The 25598-nt window shown below is 43.6% G+C and carries 21 protein-coding genes; 15 read left to right on the top strand and 6 right to left on the bottom strand.

Features of this window, described 5'->3' with window-relative positions:
* Positions 1-28: 28 nt before the first annotated feature.
* Complete coding sequence (locus AC1DXF_RS14005) at positions 29-2482, bottom strand: TonB-dependent receptor (protein WP_477449359.1); 2454 nt, start codon at positions 2480-2482, stop codon at positions 29-31.
* Between the two features lie 311 nt (positions 2483-2793).
* Between AC1DXF_RS14005 and AC1DXF_RS14010 the strand changes: the two genes are divergently transcribed.
* A complete protein-coding gene (locus tag AC1DXF_RS14010; protein WP_477449360.1) occupies positions 2794-2985 on the top strand; it encodes a hypothetical protein in 192 nt (63 codons plus the stop codon).
* An 809-nt stretch (positions 2986-3794) separates the two neighbouring features.
* Here the strand turns inward: AC1DXF_RS14010 and tnpA are convergent.
* Positions 3795-4259: an IS200/IS605 family transposase gene (gene tnpA, locus AC1DXF_RS14015; RefSeq protein ID WP_477449361.1), complete on the bottom strand. Its 465-nt coding sequence runs from the start codon at positions 4257-4259 to the stop codon at positions 3795-3797.
* A gap of 614 nt (positions 4260-4873) precedes the next feature.
* Between tnpA and aspS the strand changes: the two genes are divergently transcribed.
* The 7 genes from aspS (at position 4874) to AC1DXF_RS14050 (ending at position 10759) form a co-directional block, all read left to right on the top strand.
* Positions 4874-6619 carry an aspartate--tRNA ligase gene (gene aspS, locus AC1DXF_RS14020; RefSeq protein WP_477449362.1) on the top strand — a complete coding sequence of 582 codons (1746 nt, stop codon included), beginning with the start codon at positions 4874-4876 and terminating at the stop codon, positions 6617-6619.
* A gap of 62 nt (positions 6620-6681) precedes the next feature.
* On the top strand, positions 6682-7158 hold the full coding sequence (locus AC1DXF_RS14025) for an FKBP-type peptidyl-prolyl cis-trans isomerase (protein WP_477449363.1): 477 nt from the start codon (positions 6682-6684) through the stop codon (positions 7156-7158).
* A gap of 184 nt (positions 7159-7342) precedes the next feature.
* Positions 7343-7822, top strand: a complete 480-nt coding sequence (locus AC1DXF_RS14030; RefSeq protein ID WP_477449364.1) for an FKBP-type peptidyl-prolyl cis-trans isomerase — start codon at positions 7343-7345, stop codon at positions 7820-7822.
* Positions 7823-7920: 98 nt separating this feature from the next.
* A complete protein-coding gene (locus tag AC1DXF_RS14035) occupies positions 7921-8382 on the top strand; it encodes an FKBP-type peptidyl-prolyl cis-trans isomerase (RefSeq protein WP_477449365.1) in 462 nt (153 codons plus the stop codon).
* Positions 8383-8506: 124 nt separating this feature from the next.
* Positions 8507-9802 carry an amidohydrolase gene (locus tag AC1DXF_RS14040; protein ID WP_477449366.1) on the top strand — a complete coding sequence of 432 codons (1296 nt, stop codon included), beginning with the start codon at positions 8507-8509 and terminating at the stop codon, positions 9800-9802.
* A gap of 102 nt (positions 9803-9904) precedes the next feature.
* A complete protein-coding gene (locus tag AC1DXF_RS14045) occupies positions 9905-10411 on the top strand; it encodes a nuclear transport factor 2 family protein (protein WP_477449367.1) in 507 nt (168 codons plus the stop codon).
* A 33-nt stretch (positions 10412-10444) separates the two neighbouring features.
* Positions 10445-10759, top strand: a complete 315-nt coding sequence (locus AC1DXF_RS14050) for a low molecular weight protein tyrosine phosphatase family protein (RefSeq protein WP_477449368.1) — start codon at positions 10445-10447, stop codon at positions 10757-10759.
* Between the two features lie 51 nt (positions 10760-10810).
* On the opposite strand, the gene AC1DXF_RS14055 is transcribed toward AC1DXF_RS14050, so the two are convergent.
* Together AC1DXF_RS14055 and AC1DXF_RS14060 are read right to left on the bottom strand one after the other, a co-directional pair.
* The gene (locus AC1DXF_RS14055) at positions 10811-12154 is read right to left on the bottom strand and encodes a carboxypeptidase-like regulatory domain-containing protein (RefSeq protein ID WP_477449369.1); all 1344 of its coding nucleotides are present in this window, start codon (positions 12152-12154) and stop codon (positions 10811-10813) included.
* Entirely contained in the window at positions 12144-12716 is a 573-nt protein-coding gene (locus AC1DXF_RS14060; protein ID WP_477449370.1) for an RNA polymerase sigma factor, read from the bottom strand. Before AC1DXF_RS14060 ends, AC1DXF_RS14055 begins: the two co-directional genes overlap by 11 nt.
* A gap of 80 nt (positions 12717-12796) precedes the next feature.
* Here AC1DXF_RS14060 and AC1DXF_RS14065 point away from each other — a divergent pair, with 80 nt between their 5' ends.
* Complete coding sequence (locus tag AC1DXF_RS14065; RefSeq protein WP_477449371.1) at positions 12797-14749, top strand: vWA domain-containing protein; 1953 nt, start codon at positions 12797-12799, stop codon at positions 14747-14749.
* A 293-nt stretch (positions 14750-15042) separates the two neighbouring features.
* On the opposite strand, the gene AC1DXF_RS14070 is transcribed toward AC1DXF_RS14065, so the two are convergent.
* The gene (locus AC1DXF_RS14070) at positions 15043-15873 is read right to left on the bottom strand and encodes a mechanosensitive ion channel family protein (protein ID WP_477449372.1); all 831 of its coding nucleotides are present in this window, start codon (positions 15871-15873) and stop codon (positions 15043-15045) included.
* 455 nt (positions 15874-16328) lie between these two features.
* Here AC1DXF_RS14070 and AC1DXF_RS14075 point away from each other — a divergent pair, with 455 nt between their 5' ends.
* Complete coding sequence (locus AC1DXF_RS14075) at positions 16329-18230, top strand: beta-N-acetylhexosaminidase (RefSeq protein WP_477449373.1); 1902 nt, start codon at positions 16329-16331, stop codon at positions 18228-18230.
* 346 nt (positions 18231-18576) lie between these two features.
* Here the strand turns inward: AC1DXF_RS14075 and AC1DXF_RS14080 are convergent, their stop codons facing one another.
* Positions 18577-19887, bottom strand: coding sequence for a 3-deoxy-D-manno-octulosonic acid transferase (locus AC1DXF_RS14080; protein ID WP_477449374.1), 1311 nt, complete (start codon positions 19885-19887; stop codon positions 18577-18579).
* Between the two features lie 145 nt (positions 19888-20032).
* Here AC1DXF_RS14080 and AC1DXF_RS14085 point away from each other — a divergent pair, with 145 nt between their 5' ends.
* From AC1DXF_RS14085 to AC1DXF_RS14105, 5 genes are all read left to right on the top strand, one after another.
* Positions 20033-21346: a UDP-glucose dehydrogenase family protein gene (locus AC1DXF_RS14085; RefSeq protein WP_477449375.1), complete on the top strand. Its 1314-nt coding sequence runs from the start codon at positions 20033-20035 to the stop codon at positions 21344-21346.
* The gene (locus AC1DXF_RS14090; RefSeq protein WP_477449376.1) at positions 21346-22329 is read left to right on the top strand and encodes a UDP-glucuronic acid decarboxylase family protein; all 984 of its coding nucleotides are present in this window, start codon (positions 21346-21348) and stop codon (positions 22327-22329) included. The genes AC1DXF_RS14085 and AC1DXF_RS14090 overlap by 1 nt, the downstream gene beginning before the upstream one ends.
* 135 nt (positions 22330-22464) lie before the next feature.
* Positions 22465-23487 (top strand): UDP-glucose 4-epimerase GalE, encoded by a 1023-nt coding sequence (galE, locus tag AC1DXF_RS14095; RefSeq protein WP_477449377.1) that lies wholly within the window; start codon positions 22465-22467, stop codon positions 23485-23487.
* A gap of 15 nt (positions 23488-23502) precedes the next feature.
* Entirely contained in the window at positions 23503-24555 is a 1053-nt protein-coding gene (rfbB, locus tag AC1DXF_RS14100) for a dTDP-glucose 4,6-dehydratase (protein ID WP_477449378.1), read from the top strand.
* Positions 24556-24557: 2 nt separating this feature from the next.
* A complete protein-coding gene (locus tag AC1DXF_RS14105; RefSeq protein WP_477449379.1) occupies positions 24558-25298 on the top strand; it encodes a tyrosine-protein phosphatase in 741 nt (246 codons plus the stop codon).
* Positions 25299-25598 lie beyond the last annotated feature (300 nt).

Here is a 25598-nt window from a genome sequence, read left to right on the forward strand (position 1 = left end):
CGCTCAAATTCGTGACGATTCGTGTGTATTAGAAATTAAGCGACAGCATCGCCATAAAGTTGCGCGTTGCCTGCGGAAAATAATAATTATAATTTACCACGTTGCCACCTTCAATATCCGGGTAAGTGGCGCCGTTGGCCTCGTACTTTTTGCTGAAAATGTTATTAACCTGCAAGCCAACACCAATGTTTTTAACCGAGCTGATGCTGAAGTTATAACGCAGCCTTACATCGCTTGTAAAATAGCTTTTCAGATACCTGTTGGCAGCATACGGATTAGCGGCGTTATCCGGCGCTATATTAAACCCGGCCGGGTTTTGGTTCATGGTATTATCTAAATACTGTTTGCTTACGTATTTGCTGATAAAAGCGATCTCGCCGCCTTTAACAGGGGTGTAGCTGATAATGCTTGCGCCGGTAAGCGATGGTGAGTAGGCAATGGTTGTTGTTTTAAATGATTCTTCAACCAAGGTGCCATCATCGTAATTTGAGAAAAACTGGCTATAATTTTTGATCTTGTTAACGCTCCAGGTTGCAGTAAGCCCCCAGTTAAGCTGGCTGGTTATGCGCACTTTGCCATCCAATTCTACACCCGCACGGTAACTATCCGGAACGTTGGTGCGTATGGCGCTACCCACATCGTTAAGCGCGCCGGTTAATATCAATTGGTTTTTATACAACATATAAAAGCCATTAATGCCGCCGCTAAAAATTTTGCCGATAGTACGGTAGCCCGCTTCAAAATCCTTCAGATTTTCGGCTTTTGGCCTGGCCAGCGGGGTAGAGTTAACGTAATCATCGCGGTTTGGCTCATGATTGCCTACAGCAAATGATGCATATACATTGCTTTGCTCATTAAGCTGATAGGTGATACCTATTTTGGGGTTAAAAAAGTTGAGCTCAACACTTTGCTGTGCATCTTGTAAGTTCCTGTCTATCCCATAAAAACTGTAGTAAATATGGCGGTACTGTGCATCGGCATAAAGTAAAATCTTGTTTAAATGCCACTCGGCGCGGTAAAAAATATTAAAGTCGTTCTTTTTGGCATTATCACGGTAATACTCATAGTTGGGGCCTATCCCGGCGCTTTCTTTGGTATAAATAACATTGCCATAATGTGCGCCGGAGTATTGGTTATAAGCACCGCCCAGGGTCATGTTCAGGTTGCTTTGGGGCTGATATTTTAGCGCATAAGTAACGCCGTAAAATTCATTATCCAACCAGCGGCGGCGGGCCAGGTCGGTATTGTTAATGGTATCGGTACCAATAATTACCGGGCTTAAGCCGTAATTGGCTACAGCATCCTGCTGGCGGTACTCCTCGTAATAGCCCTTGCCTTTGGTATAATGCAACGCGCCGCTAAAAGAAAGCTTATCACTTATCTTTTGATCGTACAGTAGCTGGTAGTGGTTTTGCAGGTAATCATCAACCTGGTCTTTATAAAACGAGCCATCGGCCATTAAACCTAATTCGTTGTAGGTGCGGTTGTCTGGTCGGGTATTATCGCCAATAACATAATCGGCAATACCGTTCCAGGCCTGGTAAGTGCGCTCATGGCCCGATATTACGTTGGCCCTGATGGTGCTGTTTTTGCCATACCAGGCGGCGCTCAGGTAAAGGGATTTTAAATCGGACGTAGCTCTGTCAATATAACCGTTGGAGTGGATGCGCGATAAACGGCCATCTAAACTGAAATGCCCGCCCAATAAACCGGTACCGGCATTAACCGTGTTTTTGATAGAACCATAAGAGCCGGCCGATGTATTGATCTCGGCATAAGCGGTATCGCGGCGCGTGGTAGTCTGGATATTGATGCTGCCGCCAAACGCGCCCGCGCCATTGGTTGATGTACCCACACCGCGCTGCACCTGGATATTATCTACCGATGAGGCCAGGTCGGGCAGGTCGATAAAGTACGATCCCTGGCTTTCGGCATCATTTAGCGGAATACCGTTGATGGTAACATTCACCCGGGTATTATCAGAGCCGCGGATGCGGATACCGGTGTAACCTATGCCCGCGCCTGCGTCGGATGTGGTAACTACCGATGGGGTAAGGCTAAGCAGGTAAGGCAAATCCTGCCCGAAGTTGTTTTTGGCCAGATCTTTTTTACTTAAATTGGTAAATGCTGTTGGCGAGTTTTTAACCGCGCGGGTAGCGCTGATTGTAACTTCCTCAGCGGCGAGTGTGCCATTAACGAGCGTTAGGTTGATAACCTGGTTTGCAGCCAATACAATATTTTTGCTGATGGATTGATAACCAATAAAGCTGGCATTTAACATGTAGCTGCCGGGCTTAAGATTGGCAAAGCCATACTTGCCACCGGCATCGGCAATCACGCTGGCCGCTGGGTTATTAATGGTGATAGTTGCGCCAGGCAGTGCTTCGCCCGATTGATTGGTTACTCTTCCGGATATGGAAAGCTGGGCCGATGCCAAAACAGGCAACAGCAGGGCTATGATAGCCGCGAATACATTTTTCAAAATTTTTAAACTAAAAATTAGTTAAACCATCTGCTCACCAGGGTACAATGGCAGTACACTTAACTTGTCACCTCTCCCTCCGCCGGCATTACCCGGATCAGGTGCATGGGGTGTTGTAGGTTGTGTGTTGTAAGTTGTAAGCCGGTTAGTGCATACAACTTTCAACATTTAACTTTCAACGCTCCAATGGGTTTGATCTCAGCCTGTCTTTCAGTTTGGTTAAAAACGCTCTGTAGTTCGTTTTTTAGATATACCAAAGCAAGGCACCCCTTGAGAATTATGGGGCAAATGTATAAATTGATTTTGGATTTATGCTTAGATTTGAAAAACAAGGCATTATATTTACGAATAACGCAGTAAAACAGGAAGATGTTTATCAATTAAGTGAGGAGGAGGCCGAAGCTGTTCAGGAGGGAATAGACCAGATTGAAAATGGGTTTTGGATATCAAATGAAGAAGCCAATAAAAGGGTTGACGCTGTATTGAGGAAAACAATAGAATGATTATTTTGAACCTCATCAATAAATCGGGTTGTTTGTTATTGCAAGCACCGTTAGAAGCTACCGGTTGATAAATGTTGGCGACCGTGCAAAGTGTGGGTAGCACCTACGGCGCAAAAATATTGTCTGTGGGTTTTTCTACAAACAGGTAGCCTCTACGAGGCATGATTTGCCGCATTGGATGTGTATCGTCCTAAAAAAACACAGTTTTTTCAATAATCCTGCTTTGTATGTACAGGTGTGTTAATTGCTTGATGTAATGCGTTTAAGGTGACGATAAATTACTCGTAAATGATGTGCATGCGCCGTAGGCGCTACCTGTTTGTAGAAAAATGCCACCCCATCGTCTTTTGCCTCGTAGAGGCTACCCTAAACGATGCGATATTAAAGACGCTATTAATCCACGTACATAAGCTTTAAACGCTACCTGATTGTAGAAAAAGCCCGTCCACCATCTTTTGTTCCCGGGAAGGCTACTTATCGACAAAATGCAGGCAACCGTGCAAGTTGAGTGTAGCACCTACGGCGCAAAAAATATTGTCTGTGTGGTTCTTCTACAAACAGGTAGCCTCTACGAGGCATGATTTGCCGCAATTAGGATGTGTATCGTCCTAAAAAAAACAATTTTTTCAATAATAGTGCTTCGTATGTACAGGTATGTTAATTGCCTGTTGTAATGCGTTTAAGGTGACGATAAATTACTCGTAAATGATGTGCATGCGCCGTAGGCGCTACCTGTTTGTAGAAAGATCCCCGCCCCCATCTTTTGCCTCGTAGAGGCTACCCTAAACGATGCGATATTAAAGACGCCATTAATCCATCAGATCGTGAAAAATATATCGCTCGTCGTAATCAATACCATGCTTAACTAACATGTCCAAATACTCCTCCTTAAACGACTTCTTTTTGTGATGCTCTTTTTGTTTATGGATATATTTTACAACATCATCAATTTGAGATTTACTGTTGCTAAACGCGCCATAACCCTCCTGCCAATTAAATTTACGCGTTGTAAATCTTTCCTTGTTAATAAATTCTGAACTATCACCCTTAACCAACCTCATTATTTCGGATATCGACTGTTTGGGATTAAGTCCGATGAAAATGTGCGTATGGTCTGTTGCAGAATTAATAGCTAACATTTTGTGGCCGTTGTTTTGCGCAATGCCGGTAATATAACTATGTAAATTCTCTTCCCAATCGGGCTGAATAACTGCGGCCCTGTATTTTACAGCGAATACAAAATGAATATAAAGTTGAGTGTAGGTATTAGGCATAATCAAATTTTAATAATGGATGAATTCCTCAAATATAATATTCTGTGTGTATGGTATCACCTGTGCATGTTTGAAATTGTCGGGTATCCTGTCGTAAGGGGGTAGCACCTACGGCGCAAATGATTTTTGTTGATTAGTGCTACAAACAGGTAGCACCTAACGGTGCAAAAAAATCAACCCGCGATGTTTGGTATCACCTGTGTTTGTTTAAAATTGTCGGCTATCCTGTTGTAAGGGGTAGCGCCTACGGCGCAAATGATTTTTGTTGATTAGTGCTACAAACAGGTAGCACCTAACGGTGCAAAAAAATCAACCCGCGATGTATGGTATCACCTGTGTATGTTTAAAATTGTCGGCTATCCTGTTGTAAGGGGTAGCACCTACGGCGCAAATGATTTTTGTTGATTAGTGCTACAAACAGGTAGCACCTAACGGTGCAAAAAAAATCAACCCGCGATGTATGGTTAAAAGAAAACGAATATCAATGTAAAGCCGTTTTTCTTGTAGCGATGGTTGAGCTACACAAATATTAATGCCTATTTCCCACCTTTATCCTTTTACCTTTCTCCTTTCACCTCAAAAACGTACTTTTGCAAACTTTTATAAATATTGTTATGCTAAGAACTCATACCTGCGGCGAATTAAATATCAGCAACTTAGGCCAAACAGTTACATTGTGTGGCTGGGTACAAAAATCGCGCGATTTGGGCGGCACCACATTTATTGATGTGCGCGACCGTTATGGTTTAACCCAACTTGTTTTTAATACTGATACCGATGCCCTGCTGCGCGAGAAAAGCCGCGAGCTTGGTCGCGAGTTTGTGATACAGGTTACAGGCAAGGTGTTGGAACGATCAAACAAAAACACAAAAATACCAACCGGCGAAATTGAAATTGCTGTTGCCGGTATAGAGATATTGAACTCGGCTAAAATTCCGCCGTTCCTGATAGAAGATGACACCGATGGCGGCGAAGAGCTGCGCGCCAAATACCGCTACCTTGATTTACGCCGTGCGCCTGTTCGTAACAACCTTATCCTGCGCCACAAAATGGCACAGGAAATACGCCGCTATTTAAGCGACATTGATTTTCTTGAAGTAGAAACCCCGGTGCTCATCAAATCGACCCCGGAAGGAGCACGCGATTTTGTGGTACCAAGCCGCATGAACCCCGGAGAATTTTACGCCCTGCCGCAATCGCCCCAAACTTTTAAGCAATTGCTGATGGTGAGCGGGTTCGACCGTTATTTCCAGATCGTGAAATGTTTCAGGGATGAGGATTTACGTGCCGATCGCCAGCCTGAATTTACACAGATTGACTGCGAGCTATCATTCATTACCCAGGAAGATATCCTGAATATATTTGAAGGCCTTACCCGCCACCTGTTTACTACCATAAAAGGTATCGACCTGGGCGATTTCCCAAGGATGCAATACGCCGATGCCATGCGCCTGTATGGTTCTGATAAACCGGATGTAAGGTTTGGGATGGAATTTGTGGAACTGAATGATGTTGTAAAAGGTAAAGGCTTTGGTGTTTTTGACAACGCCGAATTGGTTGTGGGCATCAACGCCAAAGGCTGTGCAAGCTATACCCGCAAGCAATTGGATGAAATTACCGAATGGTTAAAACGCCCGCAAATTGACGTTAAGGGCATGATATATTGCCGCTATAACGAAGATGGTACTTTAAAATCATCGGTTGATAAATTTTACAGCGAAGATGAGCTGACCAACTGGGCAGCGGCATTTGAAGCCGAACACGGCGATTTAATGCTGGTATTGGCTGGCAATGCCGATAAAGTACGCAAGCAACTGAACGAATTGCGCCTTGAAATGGGCAGCCGTTTAGGCCTGCGCGATAAAAATAAATTTGCGCCGCTTTGGGTGCTTGATTTTCCGCTGCTGGAGTGGGACGAAGAAAGCAAGCGTTACCATGCCATGCACCACCCGTTCACCTCGCCAAAACCAGAAGATATTGCCTTGCTGGATACTGATCCGGGAGCCGTGCGGGCCAACGCCTATGACCTGGTTATTAACGGCACCGAGGTTGGCGGCGGATCTATAAGGATCCATGACCGCGCCATGCAATCATTGATGTTTAAGCACCTTGGCTTTTCGCCGGAAGAAGCGCAAAAACAATTTGGCTTTTTGATGGATGCCTTTGAATATGGCGCGCCTCCGCATGGTGGTTTAGCCCTTGGGTTTGACAGGCTGGTATCTATTTTTGCCGGATTGGATTCTATCCGCGATGTTATCGCTTTTCCTAAAAATAATTCGGGCCGCGATGTGATGATCGATTCGCCATCAACTATTGCCGATACGCAGCTTAATGAGCTTAAGATTAAAACAACAGCATAAGTTTTTTATTGTAGCGTTTATAGTAGTTACGCCGTATAGGCACTAAACTGATCTGAATAAAAATGAAAAAAATTCTACTGTTACTGTTATTACCTGTTGCTATGTTTTCGTCGTGCCTGAAATCAAATAACGATGTGGTGCCTTTTGATAGCGCTAAACAGGCTGCTACCGATGAGGCAACCATTCAGGCTTACCTGGCTGCACATACCGAAATTCATGCGGTAAAGGATACAACCGGCGTTTATTACCAGATAATTACGCAAGGCACCGGCGCTACTCCGGCTTTAACAAGTACAATAACAGCGGCTTATACCGGCAAGTTAACCAATGGTACCACATTTGATTCAAGTACAAACCTGGTGTACCGCTTAAATGGCCTGATACCGGCGTGGCAAATTGCTTTACCCTACCTTAAAACAGGCGGGCAAATGCTAATAATTACCCCATCGCGCTTCGCCTATGGTAACGTGCAGGCCGGTGTTATCCCTGCAAACTCGGTGTTAATATTTTCGGTCAATTTAACCGCTGTTACCAATTAGCCGCGGCTTTTTGGTACCGCGCGATAAATGAAAAACACGCTTCTGTTTGCTGTTTTAATGCAGTTTCGATTGTATATTTACGCTGGTGTTTTTGCCAAAAATAAAATACCTGCCTAAATAAGTTTTCACAATTTGCAACGTTTAGTGTTTTCAACCCTATTAATGTTAACTGATCTGTATGAAAATGAAAAAACTTTTATTCTTAATTCTATTCCCTTTAGCCATCTGTTCGCTGTCGTCGTGTACAAAAGTAAGCGACCCAACAATTAGTGCCGCTATACAACAGGCTTCGGATGACGACGCAGCGATTAAGGCATATCTTACTGCCCACCCCGAGATCACCAATGTGAAAGATACCTTAGGTTGTTACTACCAGGTTATTAGCGAAGGCGGAGGGGCGTACCCAACGCTTAATACAAAAATCACCGGAAGCTACACTGGTAAGTTGCTTAACGGAACCGTATTTGATTCGAGCACCAGCCTTAACGCCACTTTAGGAAGCTTGATTTATGGCTGGCGGATAGTAATACCGCATGTGCGTATAGGATCGAAACTTATCATGCTGATACCATCGCAATACGGGTATGGTACTACTACTACAGATAAAATTCCGGCAAACTCGGTGTTGATATTTAATGTGGACCTCACACCCACGGGCGCTTAAACGGATTAAATAAATATAATAGCCTGGCTTGATAAATCGCCGGGCTTTTTTTATTGCGATAATTGAGTAGTTTTAAACGCCCCGATTTTAAAAATGATATGAAGAATCTATTGATAGTACTATTTGTTTCTGTTATCGCCTTTGCATCCTGTAAAACAACTCCCAATGTTGATGCAGTGAAGCAGGCCAGGATTGATGATTCGCTTATCAGGGTTTACCTTTCCAACAATCCGGTTGTGAAAGCTGTGAAAGATTCGTCGGGCCTGTATTACCAGGTTGTTAAGCCAGGTACAGGGGCTGCGGCTACCGTTAACTCAACCATTACGGTTAACTACCAGGGCAAACTGCTTAACGGCCCACCGTTTGATTCGGCAAATGGTTATTCGTCGCCCTTAAACAAGTTGGTAAAGGGATGGCAAATAGGCATCCCGCACATCAAACCAGGCGGTAATATTATATTGTTTGTGCCATCAGCTTTGGGCTATGGCGGCGCATCGTTAGGCCCCATTCCGGCAAATTCGGTGCTAGTTTTTGATATTGACCTTACTGCGGTAAAATAACCGGTTTATAACCCGGATTGCCATAGTTTTAACCTGAATGGACATTGTTTTCAAATCTTAAATTCTCAAATCAGCAATATCCGGCGTTTTGTTCTTATATTAACGGTTCAAAAACTTGCCGCCCATGAAAATATGCATCGCCCCCTTTGTTTTGCTGTTTACCACACAAGTATTTGCCCAACAAACCCAGGTAAATATTAAAGCCGATGCCCTTAAAGACCAGGTAATTGCCTGGCGCCGCGATTTTCATGAACACCCCGAATTGGGCAACCACGAAGTGCGCACCTCGGCAATTATTGCCAAACATTTGCAATCACTTGGAATTGAGGTGCAAACAGGCGTAGCCACAACAGGGGTTGTGGGCATTTTAAAAGGCGGTAAGCCCGGCCCGGTAGTTGCCTTACGGGCAGATATGGATGGCTTGCCGGTTGTTGAACGCACGCCCGTACCCTTTGCATCAAAAGTAAAAACCATATATAATGGACAGGAAGTTGGTGCCATGCATGCCTGCGGGCACGATTCGCATATGGCTATTTTGATGGGCGTTGCCCAGGTACTATCGGGCATGAAAAGCCAGTTGCACGGAACCGTAAAATTTATTTTTCAGCCGGCCGAAGAAGGGGTAGAACCCGGCCAAAAAGGCGGCGCCGAAGAAATGGTGAAGCAAGGCGTGCTTGAAAACCCGAAAGTCGATGTAATATTTGGCTTGCACATCAATGCGCAAACCGAGGTTGGTAAAATAACCTATCGCCCTGGCGGTACCATGGCAGGTGTTAATGATATGCAAATCATCGTGAAAGGTCGGTCGGCACATGGCGCTTACCCATGGTCGAGCGTTGATCCGATCGTGGTATCTGCCCAGATCATTAATAACCTGCAAACCATAGTGAGCCGCAATATCAACGTAACAGAAAATCCGGCAGTGGTAACCATTGGCGCCATAAAAGGCGGTAACCGGTCGAACATTATTCCCGAGAGTGTTGAAATGCTGGGTACATTGCGTTCATTAACTGCAGCCGACGAAAAGATGCTGGTTGATCGCGTTAAGCAAATAGCAACAAAAACGGCCGAAGCACAAGGTGCTACCGCTGAAGTGAAAATTCCGTACAGTCACCATTACCCTGTTACGTATAACGATCCGGCCCTTACCAGCCAAATGCTGCGCAGCCTGCAAAAAACGGCTGGTGCCGAAAATGTAATGTTAAAGCCTCCTGTAACAGGTGCCGAAGATTTTAGCTTTTACCAGGAAAAAGTACCGGGATTGTTTTTCTTTTTAGGAGGGATGCCCAAAGGCGCCGATCCGCTTAAAGCACCATCGCACCATACGCCCGATTTTTATATCGACGAAAGTGGCTTTACGCTGGGGGTGAAAGCACTGTGTAATTTAACACTTGATTATATGAATGCTAAAGGAAAATAGTTATGATATGCTTTTTAATCAGATATTTATCTTTTAAATAGGTGAATTGATGCTTAACTTTATAAGCCCAAAAGTGTATGGTCAGGATTTTAACAGCATAACATGAGGAAAAGCATATTAACAATGGTGTACACAAGCTTGTTATTAATTTTAATAACAGGCCAAAAAACCATTGCTGCGGATATGGCCGCCGAAGATACCGTAAAGAAAGTTAACCCCGAGGTTTTGCAAACCATCAATACGGTATTAAAAGCATCTTACACGTTTGATATTGATAAAGTTACAGATATGTACGCCCCCAACGCCGTTGTTACCGACGAGCAAAGCCCTTATTCGTGGAATGGGCAACTGGCCGGTGTACAGTGGGTAAACTCGGTTCAAAAGGCAGTTAAGGATTTTAAAATTCGCGACTTTACGGTAAACATAAAAAAGATCAAAATTTTTCAGCAGACCGAAGAGGTGGCTTACCTGATTGTGCCCGTTGAATACACCGGCACCGTTAACGGCGACCCGTTTAACGAAGAAGGAGCATTTTCCTTCGTGTTTCGTTATGTAAGCGGAAAATGGCTCATTAAAAGCCAGGCCTGGGTGCCTAAAAATGGATTGTAATAGTGTATACCTAAACCGGAAACTAAATTACCATTGGCCAACCTCCTTTTCATCTGCAGTAAAAACCAATGGCGCAGCCCAACAGCCGAGTTGTTGTTTAAAAATCATCCCGAACATACCGCCCACTCGGCAGGTACCAGCGACAAGGCCCGCATCCGTGTAACCCAAAAAATGATTGACAGGGCCAACCTTATATTTGTAATGGAGCGCAGGCATAAACAGCTGCTGAGCCAACGCCTGGAACTGAGCGGCAAGCAAATAATAGTACTCGATATTGAAGATAATTATCAATTCAACGATCCCGAACTGATTGCAATATTAAGGAATGTTTTAAGTGAATACCTATAGCGTCCAGCACGGATTTTTTCTGTCTTGACTCTTGATTCTTAACTCTTGATTCTATTTCTTAACGAATTTTACCTTAACGGTAACCTGCTCGGGTTTTCCGTTGCTGTTGCCTACCCAGGTTGGGCCGGCTTTTATCAGGTCGATAGCCTTTTGATCGGCAAGGGCCGAAAGGCTTTTTTTGATCTTGAAATCGCTTAAAGAACCATCGGTGTTAACGGTGAACTGCACCGATACTGTTCCGGTGGCATCACCATCGGGCACGATAGCGTTTGCCTGCAGGTATTGTTTTAAGCCTGCCATTTCGCCTTGCGGATGCGCGGCAACTGTTTTTGATACTTTGTCGTTGCCGGCGACTGTGACTTCGGCAAGGGCGTCATTATCCGGGTTAAGTACCACTTTAAGGCTATCGCCACGTTTTACACTCACCTGCCTTGGCTGGTAGCCTATAGATGCAATATCAAGCGTTTCGTTGTTTTTGGTAACCGGCATAGAAAAGTAGCCATTTACATCTGTTACTGTGCTTTTGTTGGTGCCCTGGATGCGTATAGCTGCACCAACAACCGGCATGTTATCGCCTTTGCCTATTATAAGGCCATTAATACTGCTATATCCAAACTGGGTTTTGGCATCTTTGGATGTAACTACCTCTAACCCGGCAACTTTTCCGGTTAATTTAGATTCAATGGGGGTGGATGCTTTATCACGGGCCTTTTTGGCAAGCAGCGCAAGACTATCCGCTTTCGCTTTGTTGTCGTTATAATTCATCACAACCATTTCGCTTACCGATGAGCTTTCCTGTTTAGGCTCTGCCACATCATATTGCGTCACCGGCTGCGTTTTTTTCAACACATCGTCAACCGGGGCCGCACTTTTATTATCGCCTGCAGAAATTTCCTGTTGATAAACCGATTTGCCGGCTGTGAATTTCCGGGTAGTGAACGGTCTCTCGGCACTGGTCAAAACTGGCTGTTTTGCCAAATTATTTGCCAGTAGGGTTTCCTGCGTGGTATGGGGCGGCGGCGTTGCTACAGTATCCTTTATCGCTACCTGTGTTTTATCTTTTGTCAATTCAGCCAGTTGCTTGGCTTGTTCCGGCGAGTTCCTCTTTATCCACAAGCCACCAATTGTAAGCACAATAAGAACCGATGCCGCTATTGACCAAACCTGCCATGATATTACCCGGCCCTTCTTTTGTTCGGTACGTTGCTGAAGTCTTGCGGTAAGGTCGGCAAAATTGGCCTGCTGGTCTTTGGGGGCCGATTCAAAACCTTCCAGGGCGTCCATTAAAAAAGGATCATCAAGGGCATCATGCTCCAGCCGGTGCATAGCTTTGGCATCAAGTTCCCCGTTAAGGTACTTTCTTACTTGCAATATGTCGGCCTTTTTAGTGTTCACTGCTCTTCTCCAGGCAAATTTTTAAATTGCGTTTGCCGTTTTGTATATAACTTTTTACCTCGTTCAGGCTAAAACCTGTTACTTCGGCAATTTCTTTATAACACTTTTCTTGTAAATAAAATAAATCGATGCTTTGTTTTTGGGCACCGGCCAGTTTATCAATACATACTTCCAAAGCTTTGTAGGCTTCTTCGCGGTTATTATCATCATGATGCAGTAATGGGGTAAATTCCATAACATCATCTAAATTAATTACATCCAGCTTTTTGCCCGCCCTTAACTGCATTAAGCAATAATTGCGCCCCAATACATAAAGCCAGTTCCTGAATACGCTGATGTCGTGTTTCTTAACTTTTTCTACCAGTTCCTCAAAAATGCCCATTACAGCATCTTTAGCGCCATCTTCATCTTTCAGGTATTTTAAACATATACCGTAAACCAGGCCCATATACCGTTCATATAGTTGCCCTAAAACCGCAACATCGCCGTTTTTACGGTAAATGTTAAGCAGTTCGTCATCCGTTGATGTGCCTGTTTTGCCTGGTTTAATAAAATTGGTCATTAAAAAGGTGCAAAATAAATTTTTTTAACGGTTTATGGAAATTATCAGCCGCCTGCATCTTCATAAAAAAGCAACGAAGCATGAGAAAGTTAGTTTTAATTATTTTATTGTTTACCGGTTTAACTGGGTTTAAGCCGAACAGCAGCCACCGCATTAGCGGAACCGTATATGATAGTGCAGATAGTTCGGCTATACCCGGGGTATCGGTTTTACTTAAGGGCTCCGGTTTTGGAACACAAACCGACGCCAAAGGCAACTACTCCATTATAGTACCCGATGACAACGCCGTACTTGCCTTCAGTTTTATTGGCTATACCACTCAGGATGTGAAAGCCGGTAAACGCAAAGTGTTGAAAATTTACCTTCATGCAACATCAAACCAGTTAAACGAGGTTGTGGTAACGGGTTATGGGGTTCAAAAACGGATGGTACTTACAGGAAGTGTGACTACGATATCTGCAAAATCATACAACGCAAAAGACTTAAGTGGCAAAGTATCCGGCCTTGTAGCAACAGGCAAAGTATCTGCGGTTTACGGTTATTCGGCTAATGCTGATGTTTTGAAAAGTTACCAGCCTGCCGTAGTTACCGACGAAAGCTACAAAGGCATCGAAGAAAATGGCTTTAAAACAGTTTCGGCCGAGCCGCTCTCCACATTTTCTGTTGATGTGGATGCGGCTTCGTACAGTAATGTAAGGCGCTTTATCAATAATGGCCAGTTGCCACCGGCAGATGCGGTGCGGATTGAGGAAATGATTAACTATTTTAGCTATAACCTGCCTGGGCCAACTGATGGCGGACCGGTTGCCATCCATACCGAATTATCTGCAGCCCCATGGAATAGCAAACACCGCCTGCTGCGCATAGGCCTTAAAGCAAGAACAATAGCTAACGAAAAATTGCCTGCATCAAACCTGGTATTTTTAATAGATGTATCGGGATCAATGAATGAGCCCAACAAATTGCCCTTGGTACAATCGTCACTGAAAATGCTGGTTAACCAATTGCGGCCGCAAGATAAAGTTTCCCTGGTTGTTTATGCAGGTGCGGCGGGTGTAGTACTGCCTGCAACCGGTGGCGATAAAAAGGAAACCATTAACAACGCTATTGATAATTTAAGCGCAGGCGGATCAACGGCTGGCGGACAAGGCATTAAGCTGGCTTACCAGATTGCTAAACAAAACTTCATGAAAAACGGCAACAACAGGGTGATTTTAGCTACAGATGGAGATTTTAACGTAGGGGCATCAAGCGACGATGATATGCAAAAACTGATTGAACGGGAAAGGGAAAGCGGCATCTCGTTATCTGTTTTAGGCTTTGGTATGGGTAATTATAAAGATAGTAAGATGGAAACCCTCGCCGATAAAGGCAACGGTAACTACGCCTATATTGATAACATTACCGAAGCCCGCAAAACCCTGGTAAGCGAATTTGGCGGCACCTTATTTACCATTGCCAAAGATGTAAAACTACAGGTGGAGTTTAACCCCGCCAAGGTGCAGGCATACCGCCTGGTTGGTTATGAAAACCGTGTACTGGCCAAAGAAGATTTTAATGATGATAAAAAAGATGCCGGCGATATGGGTTCGGGGCATACGGTTACCGCTTTTTATGAGATAGTACCTGTCGGCATAAAAGATGATTATTCGGCCAGCGTGGATCCATTAAAGTATCAGAAACCCAAACCTGTTGCCTATTCAAATGCATCTGATGAAATGATGACCATCAAATTCAGGTATAAGGAGCCAACATCGTTAAAAAGCAAATTGAGCCAGGTTACGGTTAAAGACGAGCCAATCAGCCTGAAATCAACATCCACCGATTTTAGGTTTGCCGCCGCCGTTGCCGAAATTGGCATGCTGCTGCGCGATTCGAAGTTTAAACAGAACTCCGGTTATGGGCAGGCTATTAAAATGGCCCGCTCCGCCAAAGGCGATGACACCGAAGGCTACCGCGCCGAATTTATTAAGCTGGCCGAAAGCGCGAAGCTGTTAAGTAAAACAGAGCTTGCAGCAAAAGGCGATGAGTAGGGCTCATATCATTAAGTTTAAGTAAAGCAAAAACAGAAGTTCAATTAATATCGAATAATGAATTTTGAATGTCCAACACCGAAGTTTTTCCTTCATGATTCGATATTGGGCGTTCGGTGTTCGATATTTAAATCGCTCATAATTCTCTAACTTAACAACATTGGGGTAACGCCGATAAGTAATAGAAAAATTAGTACCTATACCATCTCAATCAAAAGCCCGGCATTTTTTTGCCGGGCTTTGTTATTAATACAGCGCCTGATATAATAGCTTGTGTGTTCTGTATAACTTAATTACGCTGTTGTTGTAGCGCCGGGAACCTGTGTAATAAATAAATGAGGTGCATGAATGCCTATTTTATGTTCATCAAAAGCCTTTTTGATAAGCTCCTGGGCGCCAAAAAGCACCGACCAATAATCCTGTGCTTTGGTAAAAGGGCAAACGCCAAGCCCGATTTTGCCTTCATTTATTTTGGATACATTTATAACCGGCGCAGGTTCTGCTAAAACAAGCGGGTGGCTCAGGCATGCTTCCGTGGCTATTTTGCGCACAAAGTCCATATCATTTTGTGGTTCAATTTCCAGCGAAATATCTACCCTTATGCTGCCATGCCTGCTGTAATTAACAATCGTGTTGTTTGATACTGCCCCGTTTGCCAGTATAACAGTTTTGTTATCGGGGGTAAGCAATATGGTATTAAAAATCTGGATTTCGATAACAGCGCCGTTTTGGCCCTGCGAATCAATAATGTCGCCTATTTTAAATGGTTTAAAAATCAGGATAAGCACCCCGCCGGCAAAGTTGGCCAGCGAGCCCTGTAATGCCAGGCCTACTGCCAGGCCTAAGGCACCAATGATGGCCACAAACGATGTGGTCTGAATGCCCAGCATACCGGCAACCGTTATCAATAGCAAAACTCTCAGGCCTGCGGTCATTAAACTGCGTAGAAATGATTGAAGCGATACATCAACTTTTCCTTTGGCCATTGATACGGTAAGCAACCGGCCTATCCAACTGATAATATAAAGGCCGATAACAAGTACAAGCGCGGCGCTCAATAAATTAATGCCAAAGGTGGTTAGCCATGCAACAATGGCTGTGGAGTAAAAAGAAACATTTTGCATAATAAGGATTGTTTGGGTTGATTAATTTTTTTTTAGTGATTTTATACTGCTGCGTGTGAGGTTAATTTACCTCGTTAAGGTACATAATAAAAACAAAAAATACAGACCAGGTTAAAGATTAACAGGCACTTAATATTAATATAAAACACAATTGAATTTGTCCGGGCGTTTTTTTAATTAGTTATAAAATAGTTTTTTTATGATTTAAATTGGGCAAGTAATTGCCGCATTAACGCAACTGTAGCATTGGAATAAAATACCGCACTATGGCGTGCTTTTTAATTTTTATTGCCGATAAGTTAGACGTTGGGGGCTATACATTCCACCATTTTTTTGATGTTGAGTTATAATGGTGTGAAACACAATTTTTACCTGCAATACTTTTTAATATTCTTTAAAAAGTATAATTTGCGTAACGTTTTCAATTATAAACGCTTTCAAAACCAATTTTCTTTATGAAAAAACTATTCCTGTTACTCGGTTGCTGTGGGTTGCATTTTCTATCGTTTGGCCAGGCGCCTAATAATGCCTTGTCTATCATCCCCGAACCTGTTAAGGTTACTCAAAAAACGGGCAAATTTGTGTTGCCTAAGATTGTTGTGTTGGAAACCGGCAACCAGGCCGAACTGGCCCCTGTTATAGCATACCTGAAAAAGAAGCTTGGCACCGCGGCAGGTACTGCTATCGCGGTAAAAAATATTGCACCAACGGCATCCATAAAATTTGTTATAAATAAAAAAAATGATCCGCTGATTGGCGCCGAAGGTTATAACCTATCGGTAACTGCAAAAAAAGTGGTGATAAGAGCAAACGCGCCAGCCGGTTTATTTTACGGCGTACAAACCTTTATACAATTGCTGCCAAAGGAAATAGAAAGTAAGGAGTTTGTAAAAGGTGTTAAATGGACAGCCCCGGCGGTTGATATAACCGATTACCCCAGGTTTGAATGGCGGGGCCTGATGTTTGATGTTGCCCGCCACTTTTTTACCAAAGCCGAGGTGAAGCAGTATATTGATAACATGGTAAAATACAAGCTTAACCTGCTGCACCTGCATTTAACCGACGATGAAGGCTGGCGTGTAGAAATTAAAAGCCTGCCAAAACTAACTACCGTGGGCGCTTATAATGTAAAAAAAGTTGGGCAGTTTGGCACATTTACCCCGCCGGCCCCCGATGAGCCACGCACCTATGGCGGCTTTTATACCCAGGATGATATAAAGGAACTTGTACAATACGCCAAGGACCGTTTTGTAAATATTTTGCCCGAGGTTGATGTTCCGGGCCATAGCCTTGCTGCGGTTGTAGCTTATCCTGAACTTTCATGTACACCTGGCGCCGATAAATATGTGGTAAATTCAGGCGAGCCGTTTATGAACTGGAACGGGCCGCATAATACCGCCATTGTAGATAATACCCTTTGCCCGGCCAATGAGAACGTATACGTTTTTTTAGATAAGGTGATGACCGAAATTGCCCAGCTTTTCCCCTTTGGTTATATTCATGTAGGTGGCGATGAATGCGCTAAAAACTTTTGGGAACAAAGCGAAGCTATTAAGGCGCTGATGGTAAAAGAAAATCTGAAAACCCAGCAGGAGGTGCAAAGCTATTTTGAAAAACGCCTTGAAAAAATTGTAGAATCAAAAGGAAAAAAATTCATGGGTTGGGACGAGATACTGGAAGGCGGACTTGGGCCCAACGCTGCCGTAATGAGCTGGCGGGGTGTTAAAGGCGGTATTGAAGCAGCCAAAATGGGCCACGATGTAGTGATGAGTCCAACCACGTTTGCCTACCTTGATTACATGCAAAGCGATGTAAACGAAACCAAAGTTTACGCTAAACTACGCCTGAACAAAACTTATGAATATGAGCCGGTGCCCGATAGCGTAGATGCTAAACTGATAAAAGGCGCCCAGGCCAACCTGTGGACAGAGCAGGTATACAATATACGCCAGGCCGAATATATGACCTGGCCGCGTGGTATGGCCATTGCCGAATTGGTATGGTCACCGAAGGAGAAAAAAAGCTGGCCTTACTTTTTTGGCAAAGTTGAAAAACATTTTGAACGCTTTGACGAAGCCGAAACCAAATATGCACCAAGTGTGTATGATCCTTCATTCAGCGCTACCAAAAACCCCGACAACACACTTAAAATAACCCTTACCAGCGAGGCCCCCGGGTTGGATATTTATTACAGCTTTGACAACTCGTTCCCCGATAATTTTTATCCTAAGTACACGGCCCCTGTTGATGCGCCCAAAGATGCCACGCAATTAAGGGTGATAACCTATCGCGGTAAAAAAGTAATTGGCCGTATGACAACCATGCCGTTGGCTGATTTAGCTAAAAAGGCAAAGTAATTTTAAACGCAATCGTGTTTGAAAATTTGATTTAGAAAGAAGGTAGCTCCTACAGGTACAAGATACCATTTGCAGCAAATTGGTAGCCCCTACGAGGCAAAAGAGATTTTTAAATAAATTGCTACAAACAGGTAGCCTCTACGAGGCAAAACTCTGCTTATAAAGATGATAATGTGCCTCGTAGAGGCTACCTGTTTGTAGCAGTCATCTGAAAAGTTTTTTTGTCCCGTAGGGACTACCTATTGACGCATTAGAAGCTATTGCATAAAGAGGAAAGGTTAAACACGATTTCTCTGGGCCTTTTTTATTCCCTATAACAACGATCGGTTGTTTTTTTGGCTGAAAGCTATGGAATAATATGCTTCAATATTATTTCGGTTGCCCCGATATGTTCCTTTACGTAATCGCCCGCTTTTTTAGCTGTAACGTTGTAAAAAGCCTCATCATTAATAAGCGTATCAACAATGCCTTTGAGTTGGCTAACATCACTGATGCTAAACCCGGCCTTTAAAGCGATAAGCTCTTTTGCCTCATTAAATTTTTGATAGTTAGGGCCAAAAATCACCGGTAAACCAAATGCAGCAGCTTCCAGCGTGTTATGTATCCCTACGCCAAAACCACCGCCTATATATGCAATGTTGCTATAAGCGTACAGGGACGAGAGCATGCCGATGTTGTCAATAACCAGGGTGGTGAACGGTGAGTGGTGAGTGGTGAGTGGTGAATGGTGAGTAGTGAGTGGTGAGTGGTGAGTGGTGAGTGGTGAGTTGTCAGTGTCCGGTGTCGAATTTTGAATTTTGAGCTTTGAATTTTGAATTAATTCCGAGTATTTAATCGCCGATCCTGCGGGTAATAAATTAACCAGGTTATTTATCTTGGCTTCGCCAATTTCGTGGGGGGCGAAAATGAATTTCCAGCCGGGGTACAATACGGGCAGCGTTGCAAGTAATGCTTCGTCTTGCGGCCAGGTGCTGCCGGCAATAAAGACTTTTTGACCATTTACAAATTCTGCAACGCCCGTTATCTCTTTGGGATGTTGCGCGTTGGCCCATACCCTGTCAAAGCGGGTATCACCACTAACGGTGGCATTAGTTATGCTGATGGATTGCAATAGCAGTTTCGATGCCTCATCCTGTAAAAAAAAGTGGCTTACAAAACTTAATATTTTACGGTGCAGGCCGCCGTACCATTTAAAGAACACCTGTTTAGGCCTGAATATTCCAGATACAATGTACAAGGGGATATGCTTTTTATGCGTTTCTTTAAAAAAATGGTACCAATACTCATATTTGGTAAAAACGGCCATTTCAGGCTGTATGGCATCAATAAATTGTTTGGCATTTTTGGGCGTATCCAATGGTAAATAGTACACAAAATCAGCAAGTGGTGTGTTTTTCCTGATCTCGTACCCAGACGGCGAAAAAAAAGAAATCACTATCTTTTTACCCGGATATGCGGCCCTTATCGCTTCTAATATAGGCCGGCCTTGCTCAAATTCGCCTAATGATGCAAAATGAAACCAAATACTGCTATCTATCCGTATAAGTTTTTGTTTTTTCCGGCCGTTTATCCATTGGCTTGCTTTTTGATTAAACAGTGAAGCTATGTAAATGGCTATAACATAGAACCGTAACCCAATCGTATATAATAATATCATTTTAGCGTATGAATTGTATCTTAGCAAGGGTTAAAATTAACAACAAAAACTAATACTGTAATAATTATACAATCCTGTGCTGATAAAGCCTGCTTTAACATTATCCCGGGAACAAAATGCTAAACACTTAAAAACAAAATAAACTATGAAAATTGCTGTAATCGGAACTGGCTATGTTGGATTGGTAACCGGAACCTGCCTGGCCGAAACCGGAAATGAAGTTATATGTGTTGATATTGTAGAAGAAAAAGTAAACAAGATGCGGGCGGGCGAAATGCCGATTTATGAACCCGGTCTCGATCAGCTATTTAACAGGAACATAAAGCAGGAAAGGCTAACCTTTACCACCAACCTTGCCGAGGCTATTGCCCCCGCAAAAGTTATCTTTTTGGCTTTACCAACCCCTCCGGGCGCGGATGGATCTGCCGACCTGAGCTATGTGCTTGGCGCTGCAAAAGATATTGCCAAACTTATTACCGAGTATAAAGTTATCGTAACTAAATCAACCGTGCCGGTGGGTACCGCCGATAAGGTAACCGCTGTAATGAAAGCCAATACCGATGTGCCTTTTGCGGTAGTATCAAACCCCGAGTTTTTACGCGAAGGTGTAGCCGTTGAAGATTTCATGAAACCAGACAGGGTAGTTATTGGTACTATGGACGAGAAAGCCCGCCAGATCATGGGTGATTTATATGCCCCGTATGTACGCCAGGGTAACCCCATCCTTTATATGGATGAGCGGTCATCCGAACTTACAAAATACGCTGCCAATTCGTTCCTGGCCACCAAAATAACGTTCATGAACGAAATTGCCAACATGTGCGAACTGGTAGGCGCCGATGTGGATATGGTACGCAAAGGCGTAGGCGCCGATGCGCGTATAGGCAAGCGCTTCCTGTTCCCCGGTGTTGGTTATGGCGGTAGCTGTTTCCCTAAGGATGTGCAGGCACTTTCAAAAGCAGCCGAAGAAAATAAATACGAGTTCAAGATCCTGAACTCGGTAATGGAAGTTAACGAAACCCAAAAGAAACGCCTGGTAGTTAAGCTGCGCGAATACTATGGCGCAGATGGGCTGAAAGGCAAACATTTTGCCCTATGGGGATTAGCTTTTAAACCCGAGACCGATGATATCCGCGAAGCTCCGGCTTTGTATATTATTGATGACCTGGTTGCTGCTGGTGCAACTGTAACCGCGTATGACCCCGAAGGGATGCCAAACGTTAAAAAACTACTTGGCGATAAAATTGAATATTCAAAAGACAGGTATTCGGCCCTTGAAAATGCAGATGCACTGTTGATTGTTACCGAGTGGCCGGTTTTCCGTACCCCGGATTTTGATTTTATGAAAGAAAAGTTAAAAGCACCTGTTATATTTGACGGACGTAATCTTTACGACCTTGACAGGATGAAAGATAATGGTTTTTATTATAGCAGCATTGGACGTAAAGTAGTTAGTTAATGACAGAACGTAAAAGAATATTAATTACCGGGGCAGCTGGCTTTTTAGGCTCGCACCTTTGCGATAGGTTTATTAAAGAAGGTTACCATGTAATAGGCATGGATAACCTGATCACCGGCGACTTACGCAATATACAGCATCTGTTCAAGCTTGAAAACTTTGAGTTTTACAATCATGATGTATCCAAATTTGTGTTTGTTCCGGGCGAATTGCACTACATTTTGCACTTTGCCTCGCCGGCAAGCCCGATAGATTACCTCAAGATCCCTATCCAGACTTTAAAAGTAGGCTCGTTAGGGACGCATAACCTGCTGGGGTTGGCAAGGTCAAAAAACGCCAGGATGCTGATAGCCTCCACTTCTGAAGTTTATGGCGATCCGAACGTAAACCCGCAGCCCGAAGAATATTGGGGCAATGTAAACCCGGTTGGCCCAAGAGGGGTATATGACGAGGCGAAGCGTTTCCAGGAAGCTATTACCATGGCTTACCATACCTTCCATGGTTTAGAAACCCGTATTGTACGCATTTTTAATACCTATGGGCCAAGGATGAGGCTGAACGACGGCCGGGTATTACCCGCCTTTATTGGCCAGGCATTAAGGGGCGAATCATTAACCATGTTTGGCGATGGCTCGCAAACCCGCTCATTTTGCTATGTTGATGACCTGGTTGAAGGCATCTACCGCCTGCTACACAGTGATTACGCGCAGCCGATGAACATTGGTAACCCCGACGAGATCACCATAAAACAATTTGGCGAAGAGATTATCAAACTAACAGGTACCGATCAGCAATTGATAAGCCTGCCCTTGCCTACGGATGATCCTAAACAGCGCCGCCCTGATATTACCAAGGCCAGGGCCATTTTAGGCTGGGAGCCAAAAGTATCCCGGAGCGAAGGTTTAAAGATCACGTTGGATTACTTTAAATCGCTGCCCGAAACGGAAATAAACCATAAGGATTTTACGTACTATAACAAATAATAGAATTGTTCTTTCTATAAATAAACCTTGAACAACCACCTTTTAGTAAAGTAAAAGGTGGTTGTTTAGTAAAAGGAGGTATGTAAATTCATCCATTTGTTTACCTTTATGGCTTACTAAATACCCTACTTAAAAATGAAGATATTAGTGACCGGTGGCCTCGGATTTATTGGCTCCCATACCGTTGTCGAACTGGTAAATGCAGGTTACGAACCTGTTATTGTTGACGACCTATCAAACTCAGACCCCAAAATTTTAGATCAGCTGGCCAAAATCATCGGCTACAAACCTGTTTTTCACAAACTTGACCTTTGCGACGAAGCCGGCGTAAAAGCCCTGGCCATTGCCGAACCTGATGTTGCCGGTATTATTCACTTTGCTGCATTCAAAGCAGTAGGCGAGTCGGTTGAGAAACCATTGAAATATTATCGCAATAATTTTTATTCGCTTATCAATTTACTGGATGCCTATTATGGCAAGCCTCTAAATTTCGTGTTCTCGTCAAGCTGTACCGTTTATGGCCAGCCGGCGCAGTTGCCGGTAACAGAAGAAGCCCCCGTGCAGCCCGCCCAGTCGCCTTATGGCAATACCAAACAAATTGCCGAAGAGATTTTGAAGGATATGATAGCTTCTGGTACCAGCAGCTATAAAGTAGTGTCGTTAAGATATTTTAACCCGGTTGGCGCACACGAAACCGCCCTTATTGGCGAATTGCCTATAGGCGTACCACAAAACCTTGTGCCCTTTATTACCCAGACCGCTATTGGTAAACGCGAAAAAATAACAGTATTCGGCAATGATTATGACACCCCGGATGGCAGCTGCGTACGCGATTATATTCACGTGGTTGATTTGGCTAAAGCACACGTTGCCGCTTTAAAATTAGCCGAAAGTGAAAACTACCATGGTTATGATGTATTTAACCTGGGCACAGGCCAGGGCAGTACGGTGTTACAGGTAATCCGCGCGTTTGAAAAGGCAACCGGCGTAAAGGTAAATTACCAGATTGGCCCGCGCCGCGCCGGCGATGTGGAAAAGGTTTGGGGCGATGTAACCAAATCAACCAATAAGCTGGGTTGGAAAACAGAACTGGGCTTAGAAACTATGATGTCATCGGCCTGGGAATGGGAAAAATATATAGCACAAAATCCGTTATAAATTAAAATTCAGCTAATGCAAAAGATTATTATTACGGGCGGAGCCGGCTTTATAGGGTCGCATGTAGTGCGCCGCTTTGTAAAAACCTACCCCGGTTATAATATTATCAATTTAGATAAGCTGACCTATGCCGGTAACCTGGAAAATTTGAGGGATATCGAAAACGAGCCTAATTATAGCTTTGTAAAAGGCGACATAGTCGATCTTGAATTCATAAATAACCTTTTTGAAACCGAAAAGCCAGATGCGGTGATCCACCTCGCGGCCGAATCGCATGTAGACCGCTCGATTACCAACCCGCTGGAATTTGTGATGACCAACGTGGTTGGTACGGTTAATTTATTGAATACCGCCCGCGAAAGCTGGAAAGGCCGTTATGATCAAACCCGTTTTTACCACGTTTCAACCGATGAAGTGTACGGTACTTTAGGCGAAGACGGCATGTTTACCGAAGAAACCGCTTATGACCCGCATTCGCCATATTCGGCATCCAAGGCCAGTTCGGACCATTTTGTAAGGGCTTACCAGGATACCTATGGTTTAAACGCCGTAATATCCAATTGCTCAAACAACTATGGCTCGTTTCATTTCCCCGAGAAGCTGATACCTCTTGCCATCAACAATATTAAACAAAGTAAGCCTGTACCTGTATACGGCAAAGGCGAAAATATTCGCGATTGGCTGTGGGTAGAAGACCATGCAAGGGCCATTGATGTAATATTCCACAATGCCAAAGCCGGCCAAACCTACAATATTGGCGGCCATAACGAATGGAAAAACATCGACCTGATTAATTTGTTGTGTACCATACTGGATAAAAAACTGGGCAGGGCCGAAGGTGAATCGGCCAAATTGATCACCTATGTTACAGACAGGGCAGGGCATGATCTGCGTTATGCCATCGACGCTACCAAATTGAAAACAGAGCTTGGCTGGGTGCCAAGTATTACTTTTGAAGAAGGACTGGAAAAAACCGTAGATTGGTACCTGGCTAATGAAGAATGGCTTGATAACGTAACTTCCGGAAATTATCAGCAATATTATAAGGGGCAGTACAATAACCGTTAACTATGTTTGGGTTTTTTAAAAGTAAAAAAGAAAAGAAGCAAATAACCTTCAACTATGAATCAATCATGGTTGATATGCATTCGCACGTTTTGCCGGGGATTGACGATGGTGCGCAAACACCGGAGGACTCCATAATCCTGATACGGAAAATGATGGACCTGGGAATAAAAAAGATTATTGCCACCCCACACGTAATGATCGATTTTTATCGCAACACCCCCGAAACCATCGCGGCATCGCTTGAATTACTGAAAGCCGAGCTGGTGAAAGAAAATATAGATATCCCGGTTGAAGCCGCTGCCGAACATTATTTTGATGAAACCTTTGAAGCGCGTGTAAATGAAGGCAAGCTAATGACCATGGGTGATAATTATGTGTTGTTTGAATTTTCATTTATCAACAAGCCTCCCAATGTTATCCCAGTTTTACAAAAATTGAACGATTTGGGATATAAACCCATTTTGGCCCATCCCGAAAGATATCCGTATATGGACCTGGAGCAATACAAAAATATCAAGGGCTGGGGCTGTAGCATGCAACTAAACACGATATCGTTAACGGGTTATTATGGCCGCGAGGTAAAAAAACAGGCAGAATTGTTGGTTGATAATGAAATGATAGATTTTATATCAAGCGATATGCACCATGAAAGACACGCAATGGCCTTCAAAGACGCCTTGCGCACTACTTACCTGGAGAAACTTATGTTTGATACCCCGTTGAAAAATAAGCTTCTTTTTTAACGGTAAAAATTTGGCGAATAAAGAATAAAGCCTGGATCATCGATGATCCAAATTTTAAAAAGGAATAACAACTAATGAAAAAGACGCTCTAACGGGTGTCTTTTTTGCTTTCCGGGCCTTCCAATCCAAAACAACCTAAATCTGTATAGCAATACTTACTGCCTGTTTTTATTCGAAAGCTGTAATCCCGGCGAATTTATACCCGACTGCTTTTTATTCAAAAAATCTTTGAGTTCCTACTTGCTATTTCAAAACATAATATATACTATTGTGTAATATTGACACAATGCTATTGTTTGC

Source organism: Mucilaginibacter sp. P2_A5, from assembly GCF_056404995.1.